This window comes from Coleofasciculus sp. LEGE 07092 (assembly GCF_015207375.1).
In the GTDB taxonomy this organism is placed as follows: domain Bacteria; phylum Cyanobacteriota; class Cyanobacteriia; order Cyanobacteriales; family Coleofasciculaceae; genus LEGE-07092.
In genome coordinates this window covers 21925-42521 of sequence record NZ_JADEWY010000025.1, presented here as the reverse complement: position 1 = coordinate 42521, position 20597 = coordinate 21925, and the positions used below count along the sequence as shown (strand labels likewise).

The 20597-nt window shown below is 41.3% G+C and carries 16 protein-coding genes; 15 read left to right on the top strand and 1 reads right to left on the bottom strand.

The window, feature by feature from the left end; translation table 11 throughout:
- Nucleotides 1-1098, bottom strand: coding sequence for a mechanosensitive ion channel family protein (locus IQ257_RS08560; protein WP_193872971.1), 1098 nt, complete (start codon nt 1096-1098; stop codon nt 1-3).
- Between the two features lie 384 nt (nt 1099-1482).
- On the opposite strand from IQ257_RS08560, the gene IQ257_RS08555 reads away from it, so the two are divergent.
- The 15 genes from IQ257_RS08555 to IQ257_RS08485 all read left to right on the top strand — a co-directional run bounded on the left by IQ257_RS08555 (nt 1483) and on the right by IQ257_RS08485 (nt 20573).
- Complete coding sequence (locus tag IQ257_RS08555) at nt 1483-3705, top strand: GumC family protein (RefSeq protein ID WP_193872970.1); 2223 nt, start codon at nt 1483-1485, stop codon at nt 3703-3705.
- A gap of 536 nt (nt 3706-4241) precedes the next feature.
- The gene (locus IQ257_RS08550; RefSeq protein ID WP_193872969.1) at nt 4242-6047 is read left to right on the top strand and encodes an ABC transporter ATP-binding protein; all 1806 of its coding nucleotides are present in this window, start codon (nt 4242-4244) and stop codon (nt 6045-6047) included.
- A 44-nt stretch (nt 6048-6091) separates the two neighbouring features.
- Complete coding sequence (locus tag IQ257_RS08545; protein ID WP_193872968.1) at nt 6092-6964, top strand: glycosyltransferase; 873 nt, start codon at nt 6092-6094, stop codon at nt 6962-6964.
- Nucleotides 6965-6999: 35 nt separating this feature from the next.
- Nucleotides 7000-7923 (top strand): glycosyltransferase family 2 protein, encoded by a 924-nt coding sequence (locus IQ257_RS08540; protein WP_193872967.1) that lies wholly within the window; start codon nt 7000-7002, stop codon nt 7921-7923.
- Between the two features lie 84 nt (nt 7924-8007).
- On the top strand, nt 8008-8916 hold the full coding sequence (locus tag IQ257_RS08535) for a sulfotransferase family protein (RefSeq protein ID WP_228060537.1): 909 nt from the start codon (nt 8008-8010) through the stop codon (nt 8914-8916).
- Nucleotides 8917-8950: 34 nt separating this feature from the next.
- A complete protein-coding gene (locus tag IQ257_RS08530; protein WP_193872966.1) occupies nt 8951-9853 on the top strand; it encodes a sulfotransferase in 903 nt (300 codons plus the stop codon).
- A 7-nt stretch (nt 9854-9860) separates the two neighbouring features.
- The gene (locus tag IQ257_RS08525) at nt 9861-11117 is read left to right on the top strand and encodes a glycosyltransferase family 4 protein (RefSeq protein ID WP_193872965.1); all 1257 of its coding nucleotides are present in this window, start codon (nt 9861-9863) and stop codon (nt 11115-11117) included.
- 125 nt (nt 11118-11242) lie between these two features.
- Nucleotides 11243-12511, top strand: coding sequence for an O-antigen ligase family protein (locus IQ257_RS08520; protein WP_193872964.1), 1269 nt, complete (start codon nt 11243-11245; stop codon nt 12509-12511).
- A gap of 92 nt (nt 12512-12603) precedes the next feature.
- The gene (locus IQ257_RS08515; RefSeq protein ID WP_193872963.1) at nt 12604-13659 is read left to right on the top strand and encodes an NAD-dependent epimerase/dehydratase family protein; all 1056 of its coding nucleotides are present in this window, start codon (nt 12604-12606) and stop codon (nt 13657-13659) included.
- An 86-nt stretch (nt 13660-13745) separates the two neighbouring features.
- Nucleotides 13746-14876 (top strand): glycosyltransferase family 4 protein, encoded by a 1131-nt coding sequence (locus IQ257_RS08510; protein WP_193872962.1) that lies wholly within the window; start codon nt 13746-13748, stop codon nt 14874-14876.
- A gap of 266 nt (nt 14877-15142) precedes the next feature.
- A complete protein-coding gene (locus tag IQ257_RS08505) occupies nt 15143-16219 on the top strand; it encodes a glycosyltransferase (RefSeq protein ID WP_228060536.1) in 1077 nt (358 codons plus the stop codon).
- A 48-nt stretch (nt 16220-16267) separates the two neighbouring features.
- The gene (locus tag IQ257_RS08500) at nt 16268-17455 is read left to right on the top strand and encodes a glycosyltransferase (RefSeq protein ID WP_228060535.1); all 1188 of its coding nucleotides are present in this window, start codon (nt 16268-16270) and stop codon (nt 17453-17455) included.
- A 66-nt stretch (nt 17456-17521) separates the two neighbouring features.
- Complete coding sequence (locus tag IQ257_RS08495) at nt 17522-18823, top strand: nucleotide sugar dehydrogenase (RefSeq protein WP_193872960.1); 1302 nt, start codon at nt 17522-17524, stop codon at nt 18821-18823.
- Nucleotides 18824-18881: 58 nt separating this feature from the next.
- A complete protein-coding gene (locus IQ257_RS08490; RefSeq protein WP_193872959.1) occupies nt 18882-19610 on the top strand; it encodes a sulfotransferase family 2 domain-containing protein in 729 nt (242 codons plus the stop codon).
- Between the two features lie 204 nt (nt 19611-19814).
- Nucleotides 19815-20573 (top strand): WecB/TagA/CpsF family glycosyltransferase, encoded by a 759-nt coding sequence (locus IQ257_RS08485; protein ID WP_193872958.1) that lies wholly within the window; start codon nt 19815-19817, stop codon nt 20571-20573.
- The last annotated feature ends 24 nt before the right edge of the window (nt 20574-20597 follow it).

The window sequence follows — 20597 nt, the reverse complement described above, 5'->3', positions numbered from 1 at the left end:
CTAAACAGTAATGGGCGAATCGACATTAATAGTTTGTTCTGCAATATCAAAGGCTATGCCATATTCCTTTAGTTGGTTGGTGATATTTTGTTTAGCGATATCCAGCACCTGACGGCGCAATTCCATAGAAAATTCTCCTGAACCCAGAATGAAAAAGTTAATTTGAGCTTGGGTGATGGGTTCAGTACTATCTTGAATGATATCTTTAAAGCTTACTTCTGTACTACGGGCGTCAATCCCGAAAATATCCATAGTACTTTCTACTATAACCTGGCGAATCAAGGATTTTTCTTGATCGGGGATAGCACGGTAAAAGACTAAAGAAATAATGGAAATGACTTTTTTACCGCCAGTAAAATTTTCAATACTGACTTGAGTCAGTTCGCTGTTGGGGACAATCATCAGAGTTCCCTTACCAGATGTGCGAATTTTTGTAGACCGCAATCCAATGGATTCAACTCTGCCGAAGGTGCCATCGGGCAAACCAATGTAATCATCGACAATAAAAGGGCGATCGATATAAATTACAATTCCACCCAATAGCTGTTCTAAAGTTTTTTGAGCAGCAAAGGCAACGGAAAGTCCTCCAATTCCCAAGCTGGCTACTAATCCCAAAATATTGATTTGATGGGTTTGAGCAAAGATAATGACCGTGACAACAATAATCAGTAAATTGACTACTAGTTTTGCCAGAATTAACAGCTCACTATTAACCTTGCGTCCCGCTTGAAGAGTAGCGTTCAATAGATACGCATCAAAAAAACGCTTAAAGAGTTGAGAACCCAGAAAACTAATGGTAATCGCTAAGGATAAACTAATAGGAAGTTCGATTAGCTTGAGGAACTCCGGTCTGGGATAAGCTAAGAGAATGACATCAGAAATAGTCAGAACGATAACCAGTGATAATAAGTTTTTGTCAGGTTCAATGACCTTGTGATAAAAGTCTTTGACTGAGGAAGAAGCAAAACGCTCGAGTAGGACATCCAGGAGTCGGGGCAGAAAAAAGCCGCCTGCGATCGCTAACATCCCAGCTAACCCCCCTAGAATCAAGAACAGCAACCTATTGAGACGCATTGTTTCTGGTAAAGCATCAGGCATCGGGAAACTCCAATTTTAAGACTCAAACATGGCACATTTATCGTATCGTGTAGCGCCCAGAATACCCCATCTGTCGAGATGGGAACTTATTGAGTGATTCATTCGTCCTCTGGAGTGGGGATTCCTATAATGTAGGACAGCGACTAGAATAGAGGCAGGGGTATGCCTGTATATAAGATTGCATCTCAACTTCTGCAAATAGACCTATGGAAATAACGGCAGAATGAGTGTTATGGAATTGAAGTTACCGCAGCTAAGTCAAAAACCCGGGTACAAAAGCTCTACCTTTCGCCTCAATCAAGCACCTGAATTCTGAGCCGGAGGCTAAGGTTAACCCATCTACAAAACAGTGCCTGTTGTCCTGAACCTAATTCATGAGTGCTTATGGAGTCTCCACAATCACAATATATAGAAGAGATAGATTTTCAAAAATATTGGCTCGTCCTGAAGCGGCGCTGGTTAGCTGTAGTGGGGGGAGTTGGTGTTGGCGTCGTCCTGGCTGGCTTAGTTGTGTCGCGGGAAGTCCCTGTCTATAAGGCAGGAGGTACACTTCTATTTAAAATGGATCGCTCAGATTCGCTGACGGGATTGACGAATGACCTAGGAGAGTTTGATAAATTAGCCCAGAAAAGCGATCCAATTGTGACAGAAGCTGAAGTGATTCAGTCCCGCCCCCTTGCTGAAAAGACTGTGGCAGCTCTTAACCTGCGAGATGAGGAAGGGAATCCACTGCCACCGGAGAAAATATTAGGGGGTCTTGACGTCAAACCTCTGCCTGGAACTGATGTCATGCAGATTTCCTATAAGTCTACAGATCCTGAGTTGGCAGCGGCAGTTGTTAACAAATTGATAGACGTTTACCTCGCTAACGACATCCTCATTAATCGAGCGAAAGCAACAGCCGCTCGGGAGTTTATTAGCAAACAACTGCCCCTTGTTAAAGAAAACGTCACGCGAGCGGATGCAGAGCTACGGCAGTTCAAAGAACAGAATAAGGTAGTAGATTTACAGCAGGAAGCTCAACAAACTGTAGAAGTGGCTTCAAGCTTAGAACAAAACATTGCTCAAACTCAAGCTCGACTTGCCGATAGCGCTGCCAGGTCGGAAGCCCTCCGGGACCAGGTTGGGCTCAATTCAGAAGCCGCCGTAGCGTTGAGTTCTCTCAGTCAGTCTGCTGGAGTGCAGCAGGTGCTTACAGAACTGCAGAAAGTTCAAACTCAGTTAGCGGTTGAGCGCAGCCGCTTCCAAGAGGAAGCTCCTACAATTAAGAATCTACGGGAGCAAGAAGAACGGCTCAAGAGTCTCCTGGAAGAGCGGATTGCTCCAACCCTTGGCAGCCAGCAGCAAGTTCCCACTGATAATTTACAGATTGGAAAAATCAGGGAAGACCTAGCTGAGAAGTTTGTATCTTCAGAGGTAGACCGTTCGGGCTTGGAGCAGCAGCTAAGGGTTCTAAGGAAGACTCTGACGGCATATAAACAGCGCTCTACTGTCTTGCCGAGGCTGGAAGAGAGCCAAAAGGAACTCGAACGGCGGGTAACAGCAGCTCAATCGACCTACGAACTGCTATTGCAAAAGTTGGAAGAAGCTCGGTTAGTCGAGAATCAGAATGTGGGGAATGTGCGGGTGATTTCCGAAGCTGTGGTTCCCAAAAAACCTGCTGCCTCAAAGAAAAAACTCATCCTCGCAGCGGGTGGCGTGGCGGGTTTTTTACTGGGTATTGCTGCCGCCTTCTTGCTAGACTTGATCGACACGTCGGTGAAAACGGTCAAAGAAGCGAAGGAACTGTTCGGATATACTCTGCTGGGAGTTATTCCTGCCTTTGGCAAGTCGGGAAGTCGCAGGTTTCCGTTTAGAGACTCAGAACCGACTCTTCCGAGGTTAGTGACTCGAGATTTACCTCGTTCCTCAATGGCTCAGGCGTATCAAATGCTGCGAGCGAATCTGAAATTCCTCAGTTCAGATAAACAAATTAAAGCTATTGTAGTAACAAGTTCGGTGCCTCAGGAAGGCAAGTCGGAAGTCTGTGCGAATTTAGCGATCGCTATGGCTCAAGTGGGACGGCGAGTTTTGCTAGTGGATGCGGATATGCGCTATCCCTCTCAGCACCATTTTTGGAATCTGACCAATGCTTTAGGGTTAAGTAACTTGCTGGTGGGTGAGACGGAATTTAATAGAGCTGTACAGGAGGTTATGCCTGGGTTAGATGTACTAACATCGGGAATCATTCCTCCTAATCCAGTAGCTATTCTTGACTCTAAGCGGATGGCGACACTCATGGAAACCTTCTCGAAGGACTATGATGCTGTAATTGTAGATACGCCGCCCCTGGCAGGAGTAGCGGATGCGCCGATATTGGGCAACATGGCTGATGGTATTTTACTGGTAGTACGACCTGGGGTGGTTGATTCGGCAAGTGCTAAGGCAGGAAAAGATTTTCTGACGCGATCGAGTCAGAATGTATTAGGATTAATAGCGAATGGCGTAATTGTTAAAAATGAGCCTGATAGCTACTTCTACTACACTAAGGATAATTATTACACCAAGTCAGATTCTGTTAAACCAGAATCAGCCAAAGCTGCTAGCTCTGGTAGTAAGAGTGGATGATTCTGAGCCGTTGCTGATGATTGGCTGGAAAGCGAGTAAAGGACTTCTAAGAGGTAAAAGCTCGAAACCCTTAGCTATCAACTAACTCAGTCTTGCGGCTATATTTTTGAACCTTATCTTTACATGGAGAAGTTCCTAAGCTGAAAATAGAACTAGGGACTATGGTGTATAAATTTTCGTTGATTCAGATCTTGCACCACCCCCCTAACCCCCCTTGCTAAGGGGGGAACAAGATTTAAAAGATTGCTTCTCCCCTTGATAAGGGGAGACTGTTAGCGCAGCCTAGTGCGGCGGTAAACGACAATTGAGAACATCAGGTACAATATGTAAGTTGAGTAATTGTGAAGAGTTAGTGAAGATTAAAGCGGTTAATCATAAATATTTCGTAAAAATGATGGAAAAAGCTAGAAATACTTCATAGAGTTATGTACAGTTTGTTTGTAAAGGTTAAGTAAAGACAGAACAGATGAACCTTCGTTAAAATACAACAGATTAAAGCTTTTATATCAACTCTCGTTGCTAAACGATAAAAGTCAATGATTGCCTATCTATCAAAAGTCTTATACGTCCTTACCGAAAGGAAAAAAAATCTTCTTTTACTCCTATTAATGTTCGCCTTGACATCTATCCTGGAAGCTCTAGGTATTGGATTGATAGGTCCATTCCTTAACATAGCGTCTAATCCGGACTCTATCCGTAAAATTGCTTTACTGGATTGGACTTATCAGGAATTAGGCTTGCAAAGTAGTAGGCAGTTAGTTCCTATTGTGGGTGGAGTAATTATTGGTGTATTTTGTGTTAAGTCAATTTTATATTTCTTTTCTAAATCTTATATTTTCAAATTCAGCTTCAACCAGAAAAGAATCCTGATGTCCAGGTTGCTAAATGCCTATTTAATCGTCCCTTATACGTTTCATTTAAGTCGAAATACAGCCACAATCATTAAAAATATTATTAGTGAAACGAATCAGTTTACTCAAAATTGTTTACTACCCCTTCTAAATGCTACGGCTAACTTTGTGGTTGTCGCTGTTCTCTTGATATTGCTGGCTAAGACTAACTTATTACTCCTAGTGCTGATTTTAGGTGTTTTAGTGCCAACATTTTTATTATTTCAGAAATTCGGAAAAAAGTTTTCTAAATGGGGCAAGATAAAATCAGAAACTCAGAAAGAAATGATTCGCGTGATTAATCATGGCTTAGGCGGATTGAAAGAGACGCGGGTTATCGGGTGTGAACCCTACTTTGAGAGTCAGATGGAGCAACAAACTCATAAATATGCCAGAGCCGCAACCTTATTTCAAAGTTCTCAGTTGTTACCCCGTATTCTAATCGAGACAACTCTGATTATATTTTTGGTTGGTTTTATCTCTCTGTCTATAGTATTCTCAGAACAAAACCTAGAGGACTTAACGGCAGTTATGGGGATTTTTGCTGTCGCGGCACTCCGTTTAATTCCAGCATCAAGTCAGTTCATGCAGGCGTTGGGTAGCCTGCGTAACTCTAGCTATGCTCTGGATATGCTTTATTTAGATTTGAAGGAAATAGAAAAAGAGGAGCTAAACAAGCGTTCAGAGTTTGTGTATAGTGCTAAGAGGGAAAAGTCAGTCAACTCTCACTCTGGGAAAAGTCAAGCCATGACTTTTTTTAATCAAATTGACTTGATTGATCTTACTTACCGTTACCCAGGAACTTCAGATCTTGCTCTTGAAGATATTTCTTTGACTATTAAAAAAGGTGAGTCGATTGCCCTTATTGGTAAATCTGGAGCAGGTAAAACAACATTAGTCGATGTAATTTTAGGACTGTTGGAGCCAGAAAGTGGTGACATCCGTGTTGATGAGGTATCTGTCTATAAAAATCTCCGTTACTGGCAGAACCTGATTGGCTACATTCCTCAGTCAATTTTTCTGCTAGATGAAACCATTGAAAGAAATATTGCGTTTGGTGTTCCCAGTAAGCTGATTGACTCGGAAAGATTAGACAAGGCTATCAAAGCCGCTCAACTTGAGGAGCTAGTAGAGCAGTTGCCGGATGGGATTAAAACAGGTGTTGGGGAGCGGGGGGTACGGTTGTCGGGAGGGCAGCGCCAGCGAATAGGAATTGCTCGTGCGATCTATCATGAGAGAGAGATTTTGGTGCTGGATGAGGCGACTTCGGCACTGGATAATGAGACAGAGCGTCTTGTTAGTGAGTCGATTCGCTCTCTGGCTGGGACAAAGACTTTGATTATTATTGCGCATCGTCTTTCTACGGTTGAGCATTGCGATCGGGTTTATTTGATGGAGAAGGGGTGTGTGGTTAAGTGGGGGAGTTATGAAGAGGTAGTTTTAGAAAAATAAAAGGTTTGTTTGTTATTAAGGGGTGATTGGTTTTAAGTAAAGAGATGAGTAGTTTTAACCATTTTGTTTTGACTAGATTTAACGTAAAATCAACAAAAAAAGACAGACCCAATCATTTAAACCTGGACGGTGATTGGCTAGAAAGTAGGCTAAAATTATTTGACAACTTTTGCTATCCATCAGTTCAGGGACAGTCCAATCAAAATTTTAAGTGGATAGTTTTCTTTAACATTGATACCTCTGACGCTTTTAAAGAAAAAATAAAAAAATATTCAAAGTGGAAAAATTTTATTCCTGCTTATATAAGTTGTGTTTTTAACGATATTGAAAAAATACCCGAAGAAGCTCTAGAAATAATCAGAGCTAATATGACAATGGAAAGTGAATATGTGATTACAACTCGCCTGGATACAGATGATGCCTTATGTAAGAACTTTGTGCAGATGGTTCAGGATAATTTTGTTGAACAAGATGGTGTATCTATAAACTTTATCTATGGCTATGTGCTTTACGATAATAAGCTCTACTTAAGAAGATATCCCCAGGGAAACCCTTTCATAAGCTTAATTGAAAAAACTGAGGCATTTAAAGGAGTATTTCGTCTATCCCATCAAAGGTTGTATGAGATCGGTTCAATGAAAAATATTAAGAATAGACAAACACCGGCTTGGCTGCAAATCCTTCATGAGGCTAATATAGCTCAAACTCGAAGTGGCTTCTTGAAAACTACGATGAATCAATCCGTGAGGCAATCTATAAAAAATCTCAGGAGTTCTTTTTTAATAAATGATGCTGGAATCCCCATTCAGGAGAAGAATTTGTTGAAATTTCGGGCAGAACAAGCCTTTTCTATTTTCCGATTTTTAAAAGCTCGGATTAATCTAAGAAGGCGTTTAAGATTTCTTCTAAAACTCTAGTTGGGTTTCATTAAATTAGGTGGCACAGTAGAGAAATGGCTGACTGGCAAATAAAGACTCCCGTTGTATTTATAATTTTTAAACGTCCAGATACTACTGAGAAAGTTTTTGAGGTGATTCGTCAAGCTAAACCTCCCAAGCTTCTAGTAATTGCAGATGGTGCTCGTGCAGATCGAGCAGGTGAAGCAGAAAAGTGTGCTGCGACTCGTGCGATTATTGAGCGTGTAGATTGGGACTGCGAAGTCCTGAAGAATTACTCTGATGTGAATATGGGCTGTAAGCAACGTTTATCAAGTGGATTAAATTGGGTATTTAATACCGTTGAAGAAGCAATTATTCTTGAGGATGACTGCTTGCCGCATCCTAGTTTTTTCAGATTTTGCGAGGAATTATTAGACAAGTATAGAAATGATAAACGTATTATGATGATTAGTGGTTCAAATATACTAGGGGAATGGAAATCCGATATCCAAAGCTATCATTTTGCTTATTACGGCTCCATTTGGGGATGGGCTTCTTGGCAGAGAGCATGGCATTACTACGATGTAAATATGAATCTTTGGTCAAGTGCTGAAGCTAGAAATAGAGTTAGGGATGTAATTTGTGACAAAAAACAGTATTTGAACCGAAGTGACATTTTTGAGAAGACGTACTTGGGTGAAATTGATACTTGGGATTATCAATGGGGATTTGCTCGTTTTTTACAGTCAGGTTTATCAATTATACCTTCTGGAAATTTGATTAGTAACCTTGGTTTTACAAAGGAGGGAACGAATACAAAAAAAGATACGAAGGGAGTTGCTAATTTACCAATCTCTTCAATATCGTTTCCCTTAAAAGAACCTTACGGAGTAGCTGTAGATCGAAATTATGATTATCTTCGTTATCAGAAAACGTGGAAGCAAAGTTTATTGCAACGAATTCGCCGAAAAATTAAAAAAATAATGACTGCTTCTTGACAAAGTGCTTCAATAAATCAAAGTGATTTTACGCATAGTAAAGGTATTAATTCTGTTAGTCAATGACAATATTTATTATTAATTATGAGTTCTAGAGAAATGATGCCTAATTTTTTGATTATTGGCGCAGCAAAATCAGGCACAACTGCATTTTATCAATACTTAAAGCAGCACCCACAAATCTACATGAGTCCTGTAAAAGAACCTCATTTTTTTGCCTTTGAAGGCGAAAATTTAAACTTTCGAGGCCCAAGGGTTACGATTAATCAAACTTCGATTACTAACATAGAAGCTTACCGTGACCTGTTTCAATCTGTTTCAAAGGAAGTAGCCGTTGGTGAGGCATCCGCTTTATATCTGTACCTTCCCAAAGCCCATGAGCGCATCAAGCATTATGTACCCAATGCCAAGCTTATTGCCATCCTTCGCCATCCAGTTGATCGAGCCTATGCAAGTTTTATGCAGTTAATCCGGGATGAGCGTGAACCCATTACTGACTTTGCGCAAGCACTCCAGGCGGAAGAGAAACGAATGCAAGAGAACTGGGGATTTCTTTGGCGTTATCAGGATCTGGGCTTTTACTCCATCCAACTAAAACGCTACTTTGAAGCCTTTGACCAACGTCAGATTAAAGTCTATCTGTATGAAGACTTCAGCACTGATCCAGTGGGCGTTCTACAGAACATTTTCCAGTTTCTTGGGGTAGATGATAAGTTTGTGCCAGATATGTCTATCCGACCCAATGTATCCGGTGTTCCTCAAAACAGACTTCTGCACAACTTCTTAAAAGAACCAAACCCGCTCAAGGATTTATTCAAGCCACTAGTGCCAAATAGACTGCGCAAACGTATTACTACTAATCTGACTATTCAAAATCTTACAAAACCTCAATTGTCTTCAGAGTTACGGAATCAACTACTTCAATTGTTCCGAGAAGACATCTTGAAACTTCAAGACCTCATTCAGCGGGATCTTTCAGCATGGCTATACTAAATTGTCAAGGATGCGTAGGCACAGAGGAAAGTGTATGACCCTGCCAAATTTCCTCATTATCGGCGCGGCTAAGGCTGGAACAACTGCCCTTCATGCTTCTCTGGAGCAGCATCCGCAAATCTACATGACTCCAGTAAAAGAACCCAACTTCTTTGCGTTGGAGGGTGAGAAGCTAGGTTTTCCCGCAGGCACGATTAGTGAGGGCTACCTGGCAAATTGTAAGACTACCCTTGAAGCTTACCGCGAACAATTTCAAGGAGTCGTGAAGGAAATAGCAATTGGTGAAGCCTCTCCTATCTATCTCTATCATCCCAAAGCTCCCGATCGAATCCAGCATTATATTCCTGATGCTAAGCTAATTGCTATCCTCCGTAATCCCGTTGAGAGAGCCTACTCTAACTTCCTACATCATATTCGAGAAGGCTTTGAAATCCATACTGATTTTGCTCGCGCTCTTCAGGAAGAAGAAAATCGTATCCGTGACAACTGGTGGTGGGGCTTCTATTATGTGCAGGGAGGATTTTACTCTACCCAATTGCAACGGTACTTTGACAGGTTTGACCGCAGTCAGATTAAAATCTATCTTTACGAGGACTTAAATACCCACCCTCTTAAAGTACTGCGGGATGCTTTTCAGTTCCTACAGGTGGATGAGACGTTTATCCCAGATACTTCTACTAGATACAATGTTAGTGGTATTCCTAAAAACAAACTATTTTATAGTTTTTTGACAAACCAAAACTTTATTAAAGAACCCTTCAAGCTGCTCGTTCCTTATAAGCTACGAAAGCGCCTTGTTCGCAACCTTACCAATCGAACTCTTGCTAAACCACAGCTATCTTCAGAGGTACGAAGCCAACTAATCCAGGTGTACCGCAACGATATCTTTAAACTTCAGGACTTGATTCACCGGGATCTTTCAACATGGCTGGAGTAAGTGAGAAATGAAGACTTTACTGGTTAGTACTGCGGATTTTCAAGGAGGTGCTGCCCGTGCTGCCTATCGATTACATCAGGGTTTACAGGAAATTGGTGTTGATTCCCAGATGTTAGTGCAGTATAAGTCTACCGACGATTTAACAGTGACTGCTCCTAGGACAAGGCTGGGGGAAAGCGTTGCCAGAACAAGGGTAGCTTTTGATGCTTTGCCCTTAAAATTTTATCCTCAACGGGAGGACACTATCTTTTCTCTTCAGTGGCTTCCAGAGAGAACTCTCCCCAAAATTGCGCAACTTAAGCCAGATATAATCAACCTTCATTGGACTGGCGAAGCCTTCCTCCAAATCGAAACAATTGCCAAATTAAAAACTCCTCTGGTTTGGACTCTCCACGATATGTGGGCGTTTACAGGAGGATGTCATTATAATCAAGACTGCGATCGCTACACTGATGCCTGTGGCAAATGTCCTCAACTTGGCAGCAGCAAAGATCGAGATTTGTCCCGTTGGGTGTGGCAGCGTAAAGCGAAGGCTTGGAGAAATCTTGACTTAACGATTGTGGCGCTTAGCTCATGGCTAGCCAAGTGTGTTAAATCGAGTTCCCTCTTTAAGGAACTGCGAGTCGAGCTAATTCCCAACGGTATTGATACTAACCTGTATAGACCCATCAATCCACAGATAGCAAGAGAATTGCTTAAGTTGCCTCAAGACAAGCACCTTGTTCTTTTTGGCTCTCTTAAAGCAACCAGTAATAATAGAAAGGGATTTCACCTATTGCAACCAGCGCTGCAAGACTTGAGTAAATCGGGATGGCAAGATAGAGTAGAGCTAGTTGTTTTTGGTAGCTCTCAGCCAGAGAATCCCCCGGAGTTTGGCTTGAAAACTCACTACTTAGGTACGTTTAGCGATGACCTCTCGCTAGCCCTGGTCTATTCAGCAGCAGATGTCTTTGTTTTACCCTCAGTTCAGGATAACTTACCCAATACGATCATGGAAGCGATCGCCTGTGGAACCCCCTGCGTTGCCTTCAATATTGGCGGTATGCCCGATATGATTGAACATCAAAAAAATGGTTATTTAGTCGAACCTTATAGAATTGAAGATTTGGCTCGGGGAATTGCCTGGGTGTTAGAGAATAGAGAGCGACATCAAAACCTGTCGCGCCGCGCTCGTGATAAAGTAGAGCAAGAATTTACTAGGGAACTCCAAGCCAGTCGTTACCTATCTCTTTTTACTGAAATTTTAGAGGGAGGCAATCGGTAAAAGAATAAGATTTGAAACTTTTACGTTAAGTTAACCTAATTTCTCTTCTACAACCTCAGGTAAAAAACCTAGCTAAAAACACGTTTAAGCAGCCTCATCTATTTTCAAGCACTAGAGGGTAAACATTGATTAGAGTCGAGCGCTTGAGGAAATTTGAATCAGGAATTGTTATTTTATTGCTTCTGTACTCCTGCGGAGTTGGTTTTCCTCAGCCATGGGGAGCTTTATGGCAAAAGGTGATGAAGCTTGCCGCTTATGCATTTATCCCTCTGTTCAGTATGTTGCAGTGGAAGAAATTTATATCTGTAGCGACAAAAGACATTCCTATACTGCTCCTGACAGCAACTGCTTTGGTATCTGTTTTTTGGTCTGCTTCTCCAGGAGATACCTTAAACTTCGGCAGAGCTTTATTGCGAACAACCCTGTTAGGGGTATACTTGGCTACACGCTATAGCCCTGAAGAGCAGATGCGTTTAATGGCTTGGGTAACAGGCATCAGCACGCTTCTCAGCTTAGGAGTTGCATTCGTCTTTCCATCTTACGGCATTCAGGACTATCATGGTGAACTAGCGTGGAAGGGTGCCTTTATCCAGAAAAACTCTCTAGCTCGCATGATGACTGTCACTATCATACTTTTTCTGCTCATCGCTATCAAAAGCCGTAGGCATCGCCGGACTGCATTGATTATGTCTGGTCTTTCTTTTATGCTTCTTTTGCTTTCTCAGGGAACAACTGCTTTTGTTCTCTTGGTGTTATCTTTGTCATTATTTCCCCTTTTTAATTTCTTAAAGCAGTATTATAAAATCCGGGTGTTTCTTTTAATTATTGCGATACTAACTATAAGTACTTTAGCTATAGTTATTTCAAACAATATAGAAACCATAGTAGTCGATATACTCGGAAAGTCTATGACACTAAGCGGACGTGATGAACTCTGGGCTGCTGTAATTGAGAAGGCTTCAGAGAGACCTTTACTAGGCTATGGGTATGCTGGGTTTTGGAAGGATACTGAGGTACAGTACTTTATCAGCAATCAGACGTGGGCTGATGGAGGAACTCATGCTCATAACGGTTTTCTTGACTTATTTGCCGACTTGGGATGGCTCGGAATTGCTTTGTTTGTAATTAGTTTTCTGACAGTTTATGGTAGAACCCTATATCTGCTGTTCTCACTTCAGGCGATAGAATATTTTTGGTTTTGGCAGTTTTTGACGGTTACAACTCTATTTAATTATAGTATAACGGGTACAATTTTAGACCAGGGTCATTTGTTTTGGATTATTTATATATCAATTGCTTTTTCAACGGCCCTCCAAAAGGAAAGGCTTAGTAAATCAAGCTCATCATTAAGAAATAAAGACATTAAAGCCAGCTCTAAGATGGCAACTTCTTAAAGTGCTTATAAGGTAAGGGAGTAAAGTTGAAGACTAAAAAATTAGAGTTACAGTATGTATAATAACTGGGTTGAAGTTGAAGGAGAATATTTATGAAAGTAGTAGTGACAGGTTCAAGTGGCTTAATCGGCTCTGAAGCGGTTGAATACTACGATCGCGAAGGTCATCAGGTCTTTGGCGTAGACAACAATATGCGAGCTGAGTTCTTTGGCTCTCCAGGGGATACAACATGGAACCGCAGCCGCTTACAGGAAATTACCAGCAATTTTGAACATCACAATATCGATATCCGCGATCGCGAAGGTGTTTTTGAACTCTTCAAAACCAATCCCTTTGATTTAATCATCCACTGCGCCGCTCAACCCTCCCACGATAAAGCTTGTCAAATTCCGCTATTGGACTTTGAAGTCAATGCCTTGGGTACGGTGAATCTCCTGGAAGCAACTCGCCAATTTTGTCCTGATGCCGTTTTCATTCACATGAGTACCAATAAGGTTTATGGTGATGCTCCTAATGAAGTTCCACGAGTTGAGTTAGAAAAACGCTACGACTACGCTAACCCGGAAGACTACAATGGTATTTCTGAAGAATGTCGAATTGACCGTTGCCTCCACTCCCTGTTTGGTGCTTCAAAAACTGCGGCTGATGTCGTGGCACAAGAGTATGGTCGCTACTTTGGTACGAAAGTAGGGATTTTCCGAGGGGGTTGCCTCACTGGACCTTCCCACTCTGGGGTTGAACTGCATGGGTTCCTTTCCTACTTGGTTAAAGTGGCTATCACTGGCGGAACCTACAAAGTTTTTGGTTACAAGGGCAAGCAGGTGCGGGATAATATCCATAGCTATGACGTAATTCAAGCGTTTGAAGCCTTTCGACGGAATCCTCAACCAGGGGAAGTATATAATTTGGGGGGAGGTCGTGAGAACAGTGTGTCTATCCTAGAAGCCTTCGATATCGTCGAAAGTCTGACAGGGAAGAAGATGAACTGGACTTATGTGGACAAAAACCGCATTGGCGATCACATCTGCTATATTTCAGATTTACGCAAGCTGAAAGCCCATTTTCCAGAATGGGGGATTACTCGCAACCTTACCCAGATCGTAGAGGAAATCGTTGCAGTAGAGCAGAAGCGGTACGCTAATGTCTAAGGAGATAAGGAATTAGACAATGCTAATAAAATAGCATCTGAAACTCATCCTCGTAATAACCTTCTACCAAGTGAAGCTATATTATCATGAAAATTCTTTTTCTGAGTAATGCCCCAATGGATGCTGCATGGCAAAAGTGGGAACAAGGTGACTATCCGGGGCATAGGCTGTTTGGAGCAACACATCTTCCTAAGTACGGTATTGATGTTGATGTGCTGCCCCACATAAAATATATGCGGCTGAAAGAAATAAGTGACCGAATTAAAGTTTTAGGAAATTTAGATCAGCAACTTAGAATACTTTTCAGGAATTCTCCTTACGACCTTGTTTATTCAGGAGATGATTTAAATACGTCAGTGCTTACACTTCTGCGGTATATAGGTCTCTATAAAAAACCAATAGCCGTTGTAGTACATCGGGCGTTTAAAAAAAATTTCTGGAATAAAGTTTATATTAATCTCTTTATGAAAGGTAAAGATAAGTTTTTATGTAGAAGTAGCGTAATTAGAGATAATTTGAGAAATGAATTTAGTATACCTGAAGAAAAACTTAGTGTTTTGGAATTAGGTGTAGACTTATCCTTTTATGAATCAAAAAAGAAGGGGGATGCAAGAGGGCAGAAAGACAATCCTACATTCATTTTAAGTTTAGGTAAAACTTATCGAGACTACAATACACTCGTAAAAGCCTTCTCTGAAATTCATTACCCATTAAAAATTTACTGTTCAGCCGACTCTGCTCCTACTGTTGATAACATACCTTCAAACGTCGAAGTTCACTACGATCCAGAGCATCCCAAAGGTTCAACTGTTCTCTCTTTTGAAGAGCTTATAGCCGAGTATGAAAAAGCTTATGCAATTGCTATTCCGTTAGACATTCCACCCGAGAGAAGGGATAGCGTAACTTTAACGGGCAATATGAGTCTGGGAGAAGCTATGGCTATGGGAAAAGCAGTTGTAATGACTAGAAACAAACAATTTAGTGTCGATATCGAGAAGGAGGGAATTGGTATTTATGTCGAACCTGAAGATATAAAGGGGTGGCAAAAAGCAATCTCCTATCTTCTAGAACATCCCCAAGAAACTAAAGAAATGGGAACTCGTGCTCGCAAGTTATGCGAAAGTAAATACAACTTGGAGTACTTTTCATCAAGGTTAGCTGAGGAATTAAAAAGTGTAGTAAAAGAAGGGAGTGTGCAGCAAACAACTCACACTTAGTAGCCGACTAGAGACTTGTTCGCAGCCGTAATTTTTTATATAAAGAAGTAGAGTTGCAACAAAATAACCAAGAGACACCCATGTCTAGCAAAACTAAAGATTTTCGGCTGAATAGCAGTAGAGCTAGTGGCGATCGCAAGCTTCTCTTATTCGATCTCTTTTTTACGGGTCATCACGCTGGCTACATCCTGCATTTAGTCAAATACTGGAGCGAACACAAACTTCCAGGAAGGCTAGATGTTCTCGTAACACCCAAATTTCTGGAGTTGCATCCTGATGTCATTGATATAGCTTTAAAGGATGCAGAGAATAACATTAATTTTGTGGCTATTTCTCCAGAAGAAGAAGCTCTTCTCAAATTTGAAGATTCTAGTTTGAACCGTATTGTCCGTTCCTTTCAAGAGTGGAATTTGTTCTACAAGTACGCTAAACAGCTAGGGTCTACTCAATGCTTGCTCATGTATTTTGATTCTATACTCTTGTCTCTAGCGTTGAGACGAAGACCCCCTTGTCCTTTTTCAGGTATCTATTTCAGACCTATCTTTCACTACAGTGAATTTGCAGAATTTATGCCTTCAGGACATGAACTAATCTTGCAACGAAGGGACAATTTTGTCCTTTCCCGCCTTCTCCGAAATTCCAATTTTCAGACCTTATTCTGTCTCGATCCTTTTGCAGCAGAGCGTATCAGGAAATTCAAGGGTAATGTCAAAGCTATATACTTACCAGACCCAGTTCAAATATACAATACTTCTGAGACTCAATCCCAAAAAATGAGACAAACTTTAGGAATTGATCCAGACAAAAAAGTTTTTTTAATGTTTGGGGTACTCCAGAAGCGGAAAGGGATTTATCAGCTCTTAGATGCTATTGAGCTTTTACCCTCTGAGCTTTGTCAACAACTTTGCCTTTTGTTAGTCGGACCAATAGGTTCTGAACCTCTTATAAAAACTCGAATCACAGAGCTTGCTGAAGCTTTACCTATACAGATTATTAGCCACGACCAATTTGTACCCGATCAAGAAATCCAGCCTTATTTCCAGGTAACAGATGTCATTTTAGCCCCCTACATACATCATATTGGTATGAGTGCAATTCTCGTTCGTGCTGCTGCGGCTCAAAAACCCGTACTAGCTTCAAATTATGGTTTGATGGGACAGATGGTTAAACAGCATAAACTTGGAATTACGGTTGATTCAAGCGTACCCTCAGAAATAGCCAAAGGATTGACTCAGTTTCTGGTTAGCCCTTCCACAGAATTTTGTGATTTTTCTAGTATGAAATCCTTTGCAAAACAAAATTCTGCTGAAAATTATGCTAAGACAATTTTTAAATATATATAGATAAAGCCTATAGCCGAGGTTTAGGGTTGAGGTTGAACTGAAAATTTTTTGTTTATTAGCCTAACAAATTTCACTCTTATGAAGATACTTTTTTTAACAACAATACTGGCTAGAAAGAAACAACTTGGGGGGGAGATTTCTACACAAGCTTTTATCGATGCTCTTACCAAAAGCGGACATGAAGTATCAGTTTTAGGGTATTCTCGAAAAGATGACCTGTCTTTTGAAAAAAGTCCCCAGGAAATAGTTATCGGTCAACGGTATATAGAGTCAAAAAGGACGAAGCTTTATTCAACTATATGGTTAATTTCAAGTCTTCTAAAAAACCTTCCCTACTCGGCTGGGAAATATTATTCTAGAGCTTATATAAATACTGTCAAAGAAAAGCTGTCAAAGGAAAATTATGATGTTGTTATCATAGACCACTCCCGCTTAGAATGGCTTAACCATTTTATTGAATCTAAATATAAAACGGCGTTAATTGCTCACAACATTGAACATGAAATTTATTTAGAAAGCTCCAAGAGCGCAGGCAACTTGGTTTCAAGTTGGATCTACAGACGAGAGGCTCGTTTGGTTAAAGACATGGAAGACAGATTAGCCGCCTCTCTCAATGAACTTTGGGCATACACGCCCCATGACGCTAAGTATTTTTCTAGTCTTGAGAACGTTGGTAAAGTCAGAGTATTTGGCATACCTCCCGGATTAGATAAGTTGAAACCAATCGCTTCAGTAAGCAAACAATGTGATATTGGAATTCTGGGTAGCTGGTCATGGAGGGCAAATGAGGAAGGACTGCAATGGTTTCTTCAATTAGTTTATCCTCACTTACCATCTAGCCTATCGATTCATATTGCTGGTAAGGGTGGAGATTGGCTAGTAGGAAAATACCCTAATATTAATTATCGAGGTTATGTACCAGATGCCCAAGAGTTCATGGCACAAGCGAAAGTGATGGCAATTCCTATCCTTAGCGGTAGTGGTATACAAATCAAAACATTAGATGCGATCGCTTCAGGTTCCTCCATCGTCGCAACTCCCATTGCTCTCCGGGGAATTTCTGACCCTCCCTCAACCGTTAAAATTGCCGAAAACCCAGAGGATTTTGCCAATCTTCTAGTTTCAGCCGTTAATTCTCCAGCTACACAGCAAGCTTCCGAGGAGGCATTAACTTGGGCTCAAACTCGCCAAGACAACTTCATCGCTGATGTAGCCCGCGCAATTAATGAAATGTGAAGGGCTACAGATTTGTTACACCCAAAGCATCATTTGCTTTGTTCATAAACTTTTTGGAGGACTTCAGTGAAAATTAGTATATTTGGTCTTGGATATGTTGGTGCAGTCACCGCCGCCTGCTTTGCTCGCGATGGACATGAGGTAATCGGCGTCGATGTCAGCCCTGAGAAAGTTGCCTTAGTTAATGCGGGTAAATCTCCTATTGTAGAGCCAGGGCTAGGTGAATTATTAACTGAAGGAGTTGCAACGAATCGTATCCGGGCTACCACAGATGCAGAAGAAGCCGTGCTTGCCTCAGACGCTTCCTTAATCAGTGTCGGTACACCCTCAACTGAGAGAGGAGAAACTGATCTCAGTTACGTTTTTGGTGTTTGTAAAGAAATTGGCGCAGCAATTCGTAAAAAGTCGGCACCTCATGGGATTGTGCTGAGGAGTACTGTACCTCCAGGTACTCTGGAGCAATGCCACACTATACTCGAGGATATTGTTGGAGCCGAATCTGTACACCTAGCCTTTAACCCCGAATTTTTACGCGAAGGTTCAGCTATCCGTGATTATGACGCCCCACCGTATACTATTATTGGCACTGAAGACCCAGTAGCAGAAGAGGTGGTGCGGCAGATGTATGCCAAGGTAGATGCGCCCATAATCGTGGCAAAACCCGCAGTGGCAGAAATGGTTAAATTTGTTGCCAACACCTGGCACGCTGCCAAAATATCGTTTGCCAATGAAATTGGACGAATTTCCAAAGGTTTTGGCATCGATGGACGGGATGTGATGAATATTATCGTGCAAGACACAAAACTCAACGTCTCGCCTGTCTATATGCGCCCTGGTTTTGCCTACGGGGGTTCTTGTCTGCCCAAAGACTTGAGAGCATTACTTTATTGTGCAAAGACGATGGATGTTCCAGTTCCCCTGCTGAACACAATCCCCACCACCAATAACCTGCAAATCGATTTAGCGGCAAAAGAGATACTTCGCTCTGGAGTTCGCCGAATAGCAGTCTTCGGTTTAGCGTTCAAATCCGGTACAGACGATCTCCGAGAAAGCCCTGCGGTACTGCTAGTGAAGCGTTTGATTGGAGAAGGCTGCGAGGTAAAAATTTACGACAAGGCAGTTCAGCAGGCTTGGCTTATGGGAACCAACCTAGCTTACATTCAACGTAACATCCCTCACTTTGAGACTCTTCTGGTTGCAGAACCTCAGCAGGCTCTGGAAGGGGCAGAATTGATAGTAGTCACCTATGCTAGCCCTGAGTTTCGTCAGGTGTTACTCGAAGCGCCTAAGGATACTAAGATTTTAGACCTTGCAGGTATTTTTATAGAACCCATTAAAGATTTGGATTACCAAGGTATTGCCTGGTAGAATAATCAAACAGCAATAGTATCCTGGTGAATAGTGTTTGTCAATTGGGAACTTTTTTATGATCATTAGTCATAAACATAGGTATCTTTTTATTCAGCTACCTCGTAGCGGCTCAACCAGCATAGGTAGGGAACTTTGTGAGCAGTATGATGGACAAAAAATATTAAGTAAGCATTCTCCGTATCATGAATTTTTAAAAATTGCTAATTCTGAGGAAAAAAAATACTTTGTTTTTTCATGTATCAGAAACCCCTTAGATGTAGTTGTTAGCCAATACGTGCAAATGAAAGATGATAATTGGGGAGTGTATACTAATCCCAAAAATTGGAAAAGTAATGGAGGATGGATATCAAAATATCAATTATCGCAATTCAATTTTATAAATAATAAAAATGCCGATTTTCCAGCTTTTTTTAAAAAATACTATAAATTTACCTATGATAACTGGAGTTGTTTAGCTCATAAAAAATATGACTTTGTGATTCGCTTTGAATATATACAAAATGATTTTGATCAAGCCCTTAAATTAATAGGAATAGAACAAAAGCGACCATTGCCTAATGTCAATAAGACAAAAAGCAAGGATAAAAACTGCTCTTTTAGTTTTTATACACCCGATATCCAAAATCATGCTAGGGAAGTTTTTAGTCCTTTTATGAAGAAGTGGGGTTATGAATTTCCTGTTGAGTGGGGAAACAACTCTTTCTCATGGTTCCGGCAGCTAGAATATGACTTTTTTAGTATTCCGAGAAAGTTTTATTGGAGGTACTTGAAGAGGTACAAATGATTGACTTGCTTGGGTTTTTGTTCAGAAATCTAGTAAGTCATAAAAAATTTGCAAAGATTATTCAGTAGCGACAACTTAATAACCCTTTAAACTGAACTTTAATTTCATCCTCAAGCTTTAGATTAATTCCTACAATTTTGCTTTTTAATTTTACATACAGTTAATGTAGCTTTGCGGATTAGACGTTCACCCTTAAAGTATTGTATGAAAGTTAATATCTGTGGTATTGACATCGACGGATATGCCTTTGACGAAGTTGTCGAAGCGATCGCACACTACGCACTTTCAGATGGTACACCAGAATATGTGGTAACACCAAATGCACAACACATTCTGACCCTACAGAAAGATGTCCAGTTTCGCGAGATCTATCGCAAAGCTTTTCTAGTAGTCCCAGACGGTGTTTCACTACTCTGGGCTGCCAAGTTTTTGCAAACCCCGCTTCAAGGTCGCGTCAACGGCACTGATCTATTTGAAAGACTCTGCGCGATCGCACCAGAAAAAGGACTAAAAATATTTTTGCTAGGCGGTCGCCCTGGCGCAGCCGAAAAAGTCAAAGAAACTCTCCAAACACGGCATCCAGGACTCCAAATTGTTGGCACTCACTGTCCACCCTATGGATTTGAGTCAAATCCCGAAGAACTAGCACTGATCAACTCCAAAATTAAAACGGCGTCACCCCATATTCTCTTTGTCGGACTGGGTGCTCCTAAACAAGAAAAATGGATCTACGCCAACTATAAAGAATTAGGAGTGCCAATTTCTATCGGGATTGGCGTTAGCTTCGAGCTGGTTGCTGATATGGTGAAGCGAGCACCAATCTGGATGCAGAAAACAGGTCTGGAGTGGTTTTTTCGCCTACTAGTAGAGCCAAACCGCTTGTGGCAGCGTTATATACTAGGCAATCCCCACTTTATTTGGTTGGTGCTGAGGCAGCGACTAGGATCGTCTAAAGTTGATTAGAGATTATTTTAGGGATATTAAGTT

Bases quoted from the DNA above. Each gene is read 5' to 3' on its own strand.
- IQ257_RS08535 (WP_228060537.1), top strand. From the start codon at position 8,008: ATGAGTTCTAGAGAAATGATGCCTAATTTTTTGATTATTGGCGCAGCA.
- IQ257_RS08485 (WP_193872958.1), top strand. From the start codon at position 19,815: ATGAAAGTTAATATCTGTGGTATTGACATCGACGGATATGCCTTTGAC.
- IQ257_RS08540 (WP_193872967.1), top strand. From the start codon at position 7,000: ATGGCTGACTGGCAAATAAAGACTCCCGTTGTATTTATAATTTTTAAA.
- IQ257_RS08550 (WP_193872969.1), top strand. From the start codon at position 4,242: ATGATTGCCTATCTATCAAAAGTCTTATACGTCCTTACCGAAAGGAAA.
- IQ257_RS08525 (WP_193872965.1), top strand. From the start codon at position 9,861: ATGAAGACTTTACTGGTTAGTACTGCGGATTTTCAAGGAGGTGCTGCC.
- IQ257_RS08545 (WP_193872968.1), top strand. From the start codon at position 6,092: ATGAGTAGTTTTAACCATTTTGTTTTGACTAGATTTAACGTAAAATCA.
- IQ257_RS08510 (WP_193872962.1), top strand. From the start codon at position 13,746: ATGAAAATTCTTTTTCTGAGTAATGCCCCAATGGATGCTGCATGGCAA.
- IQ257_RS08555 (WP_193872970.1), top strand. From the start codon at position 1,483: ATGGAGTCTCCACAATCACAATATATAGAAGAGATAGATTTTCAAAAA.
- IQ257_RS08560 (WP_193872971.1), bottom strand. From the start codon at position 1,098: ATGCCTGATGCTTTACCAGAAACAATGCGTCTCAATAGGTTGCTGTTC.
- IQ257_RS08515 (WP_193872963.1), top strand. From the start codon at position 12,604: ATGAAAGTAGTAGTGACAGGTTCAAGTGGCTTAATCGGCTCTGAAGCG.
- IQ257_RS08490 (WP_193872959.1), top strand. From the start codon at position 18,882: ATGATCATTAGTCATAAACATAGGTATCTTTTTATTCAGCTACCTCGT.
- IQ257_RS08530 (WP_193872966.1), top strand. From the start codon at position 8,951: ATGACCCTGCCAAATTTCCTCATTATCGGCGCGGCTAAGGCTGGAACA.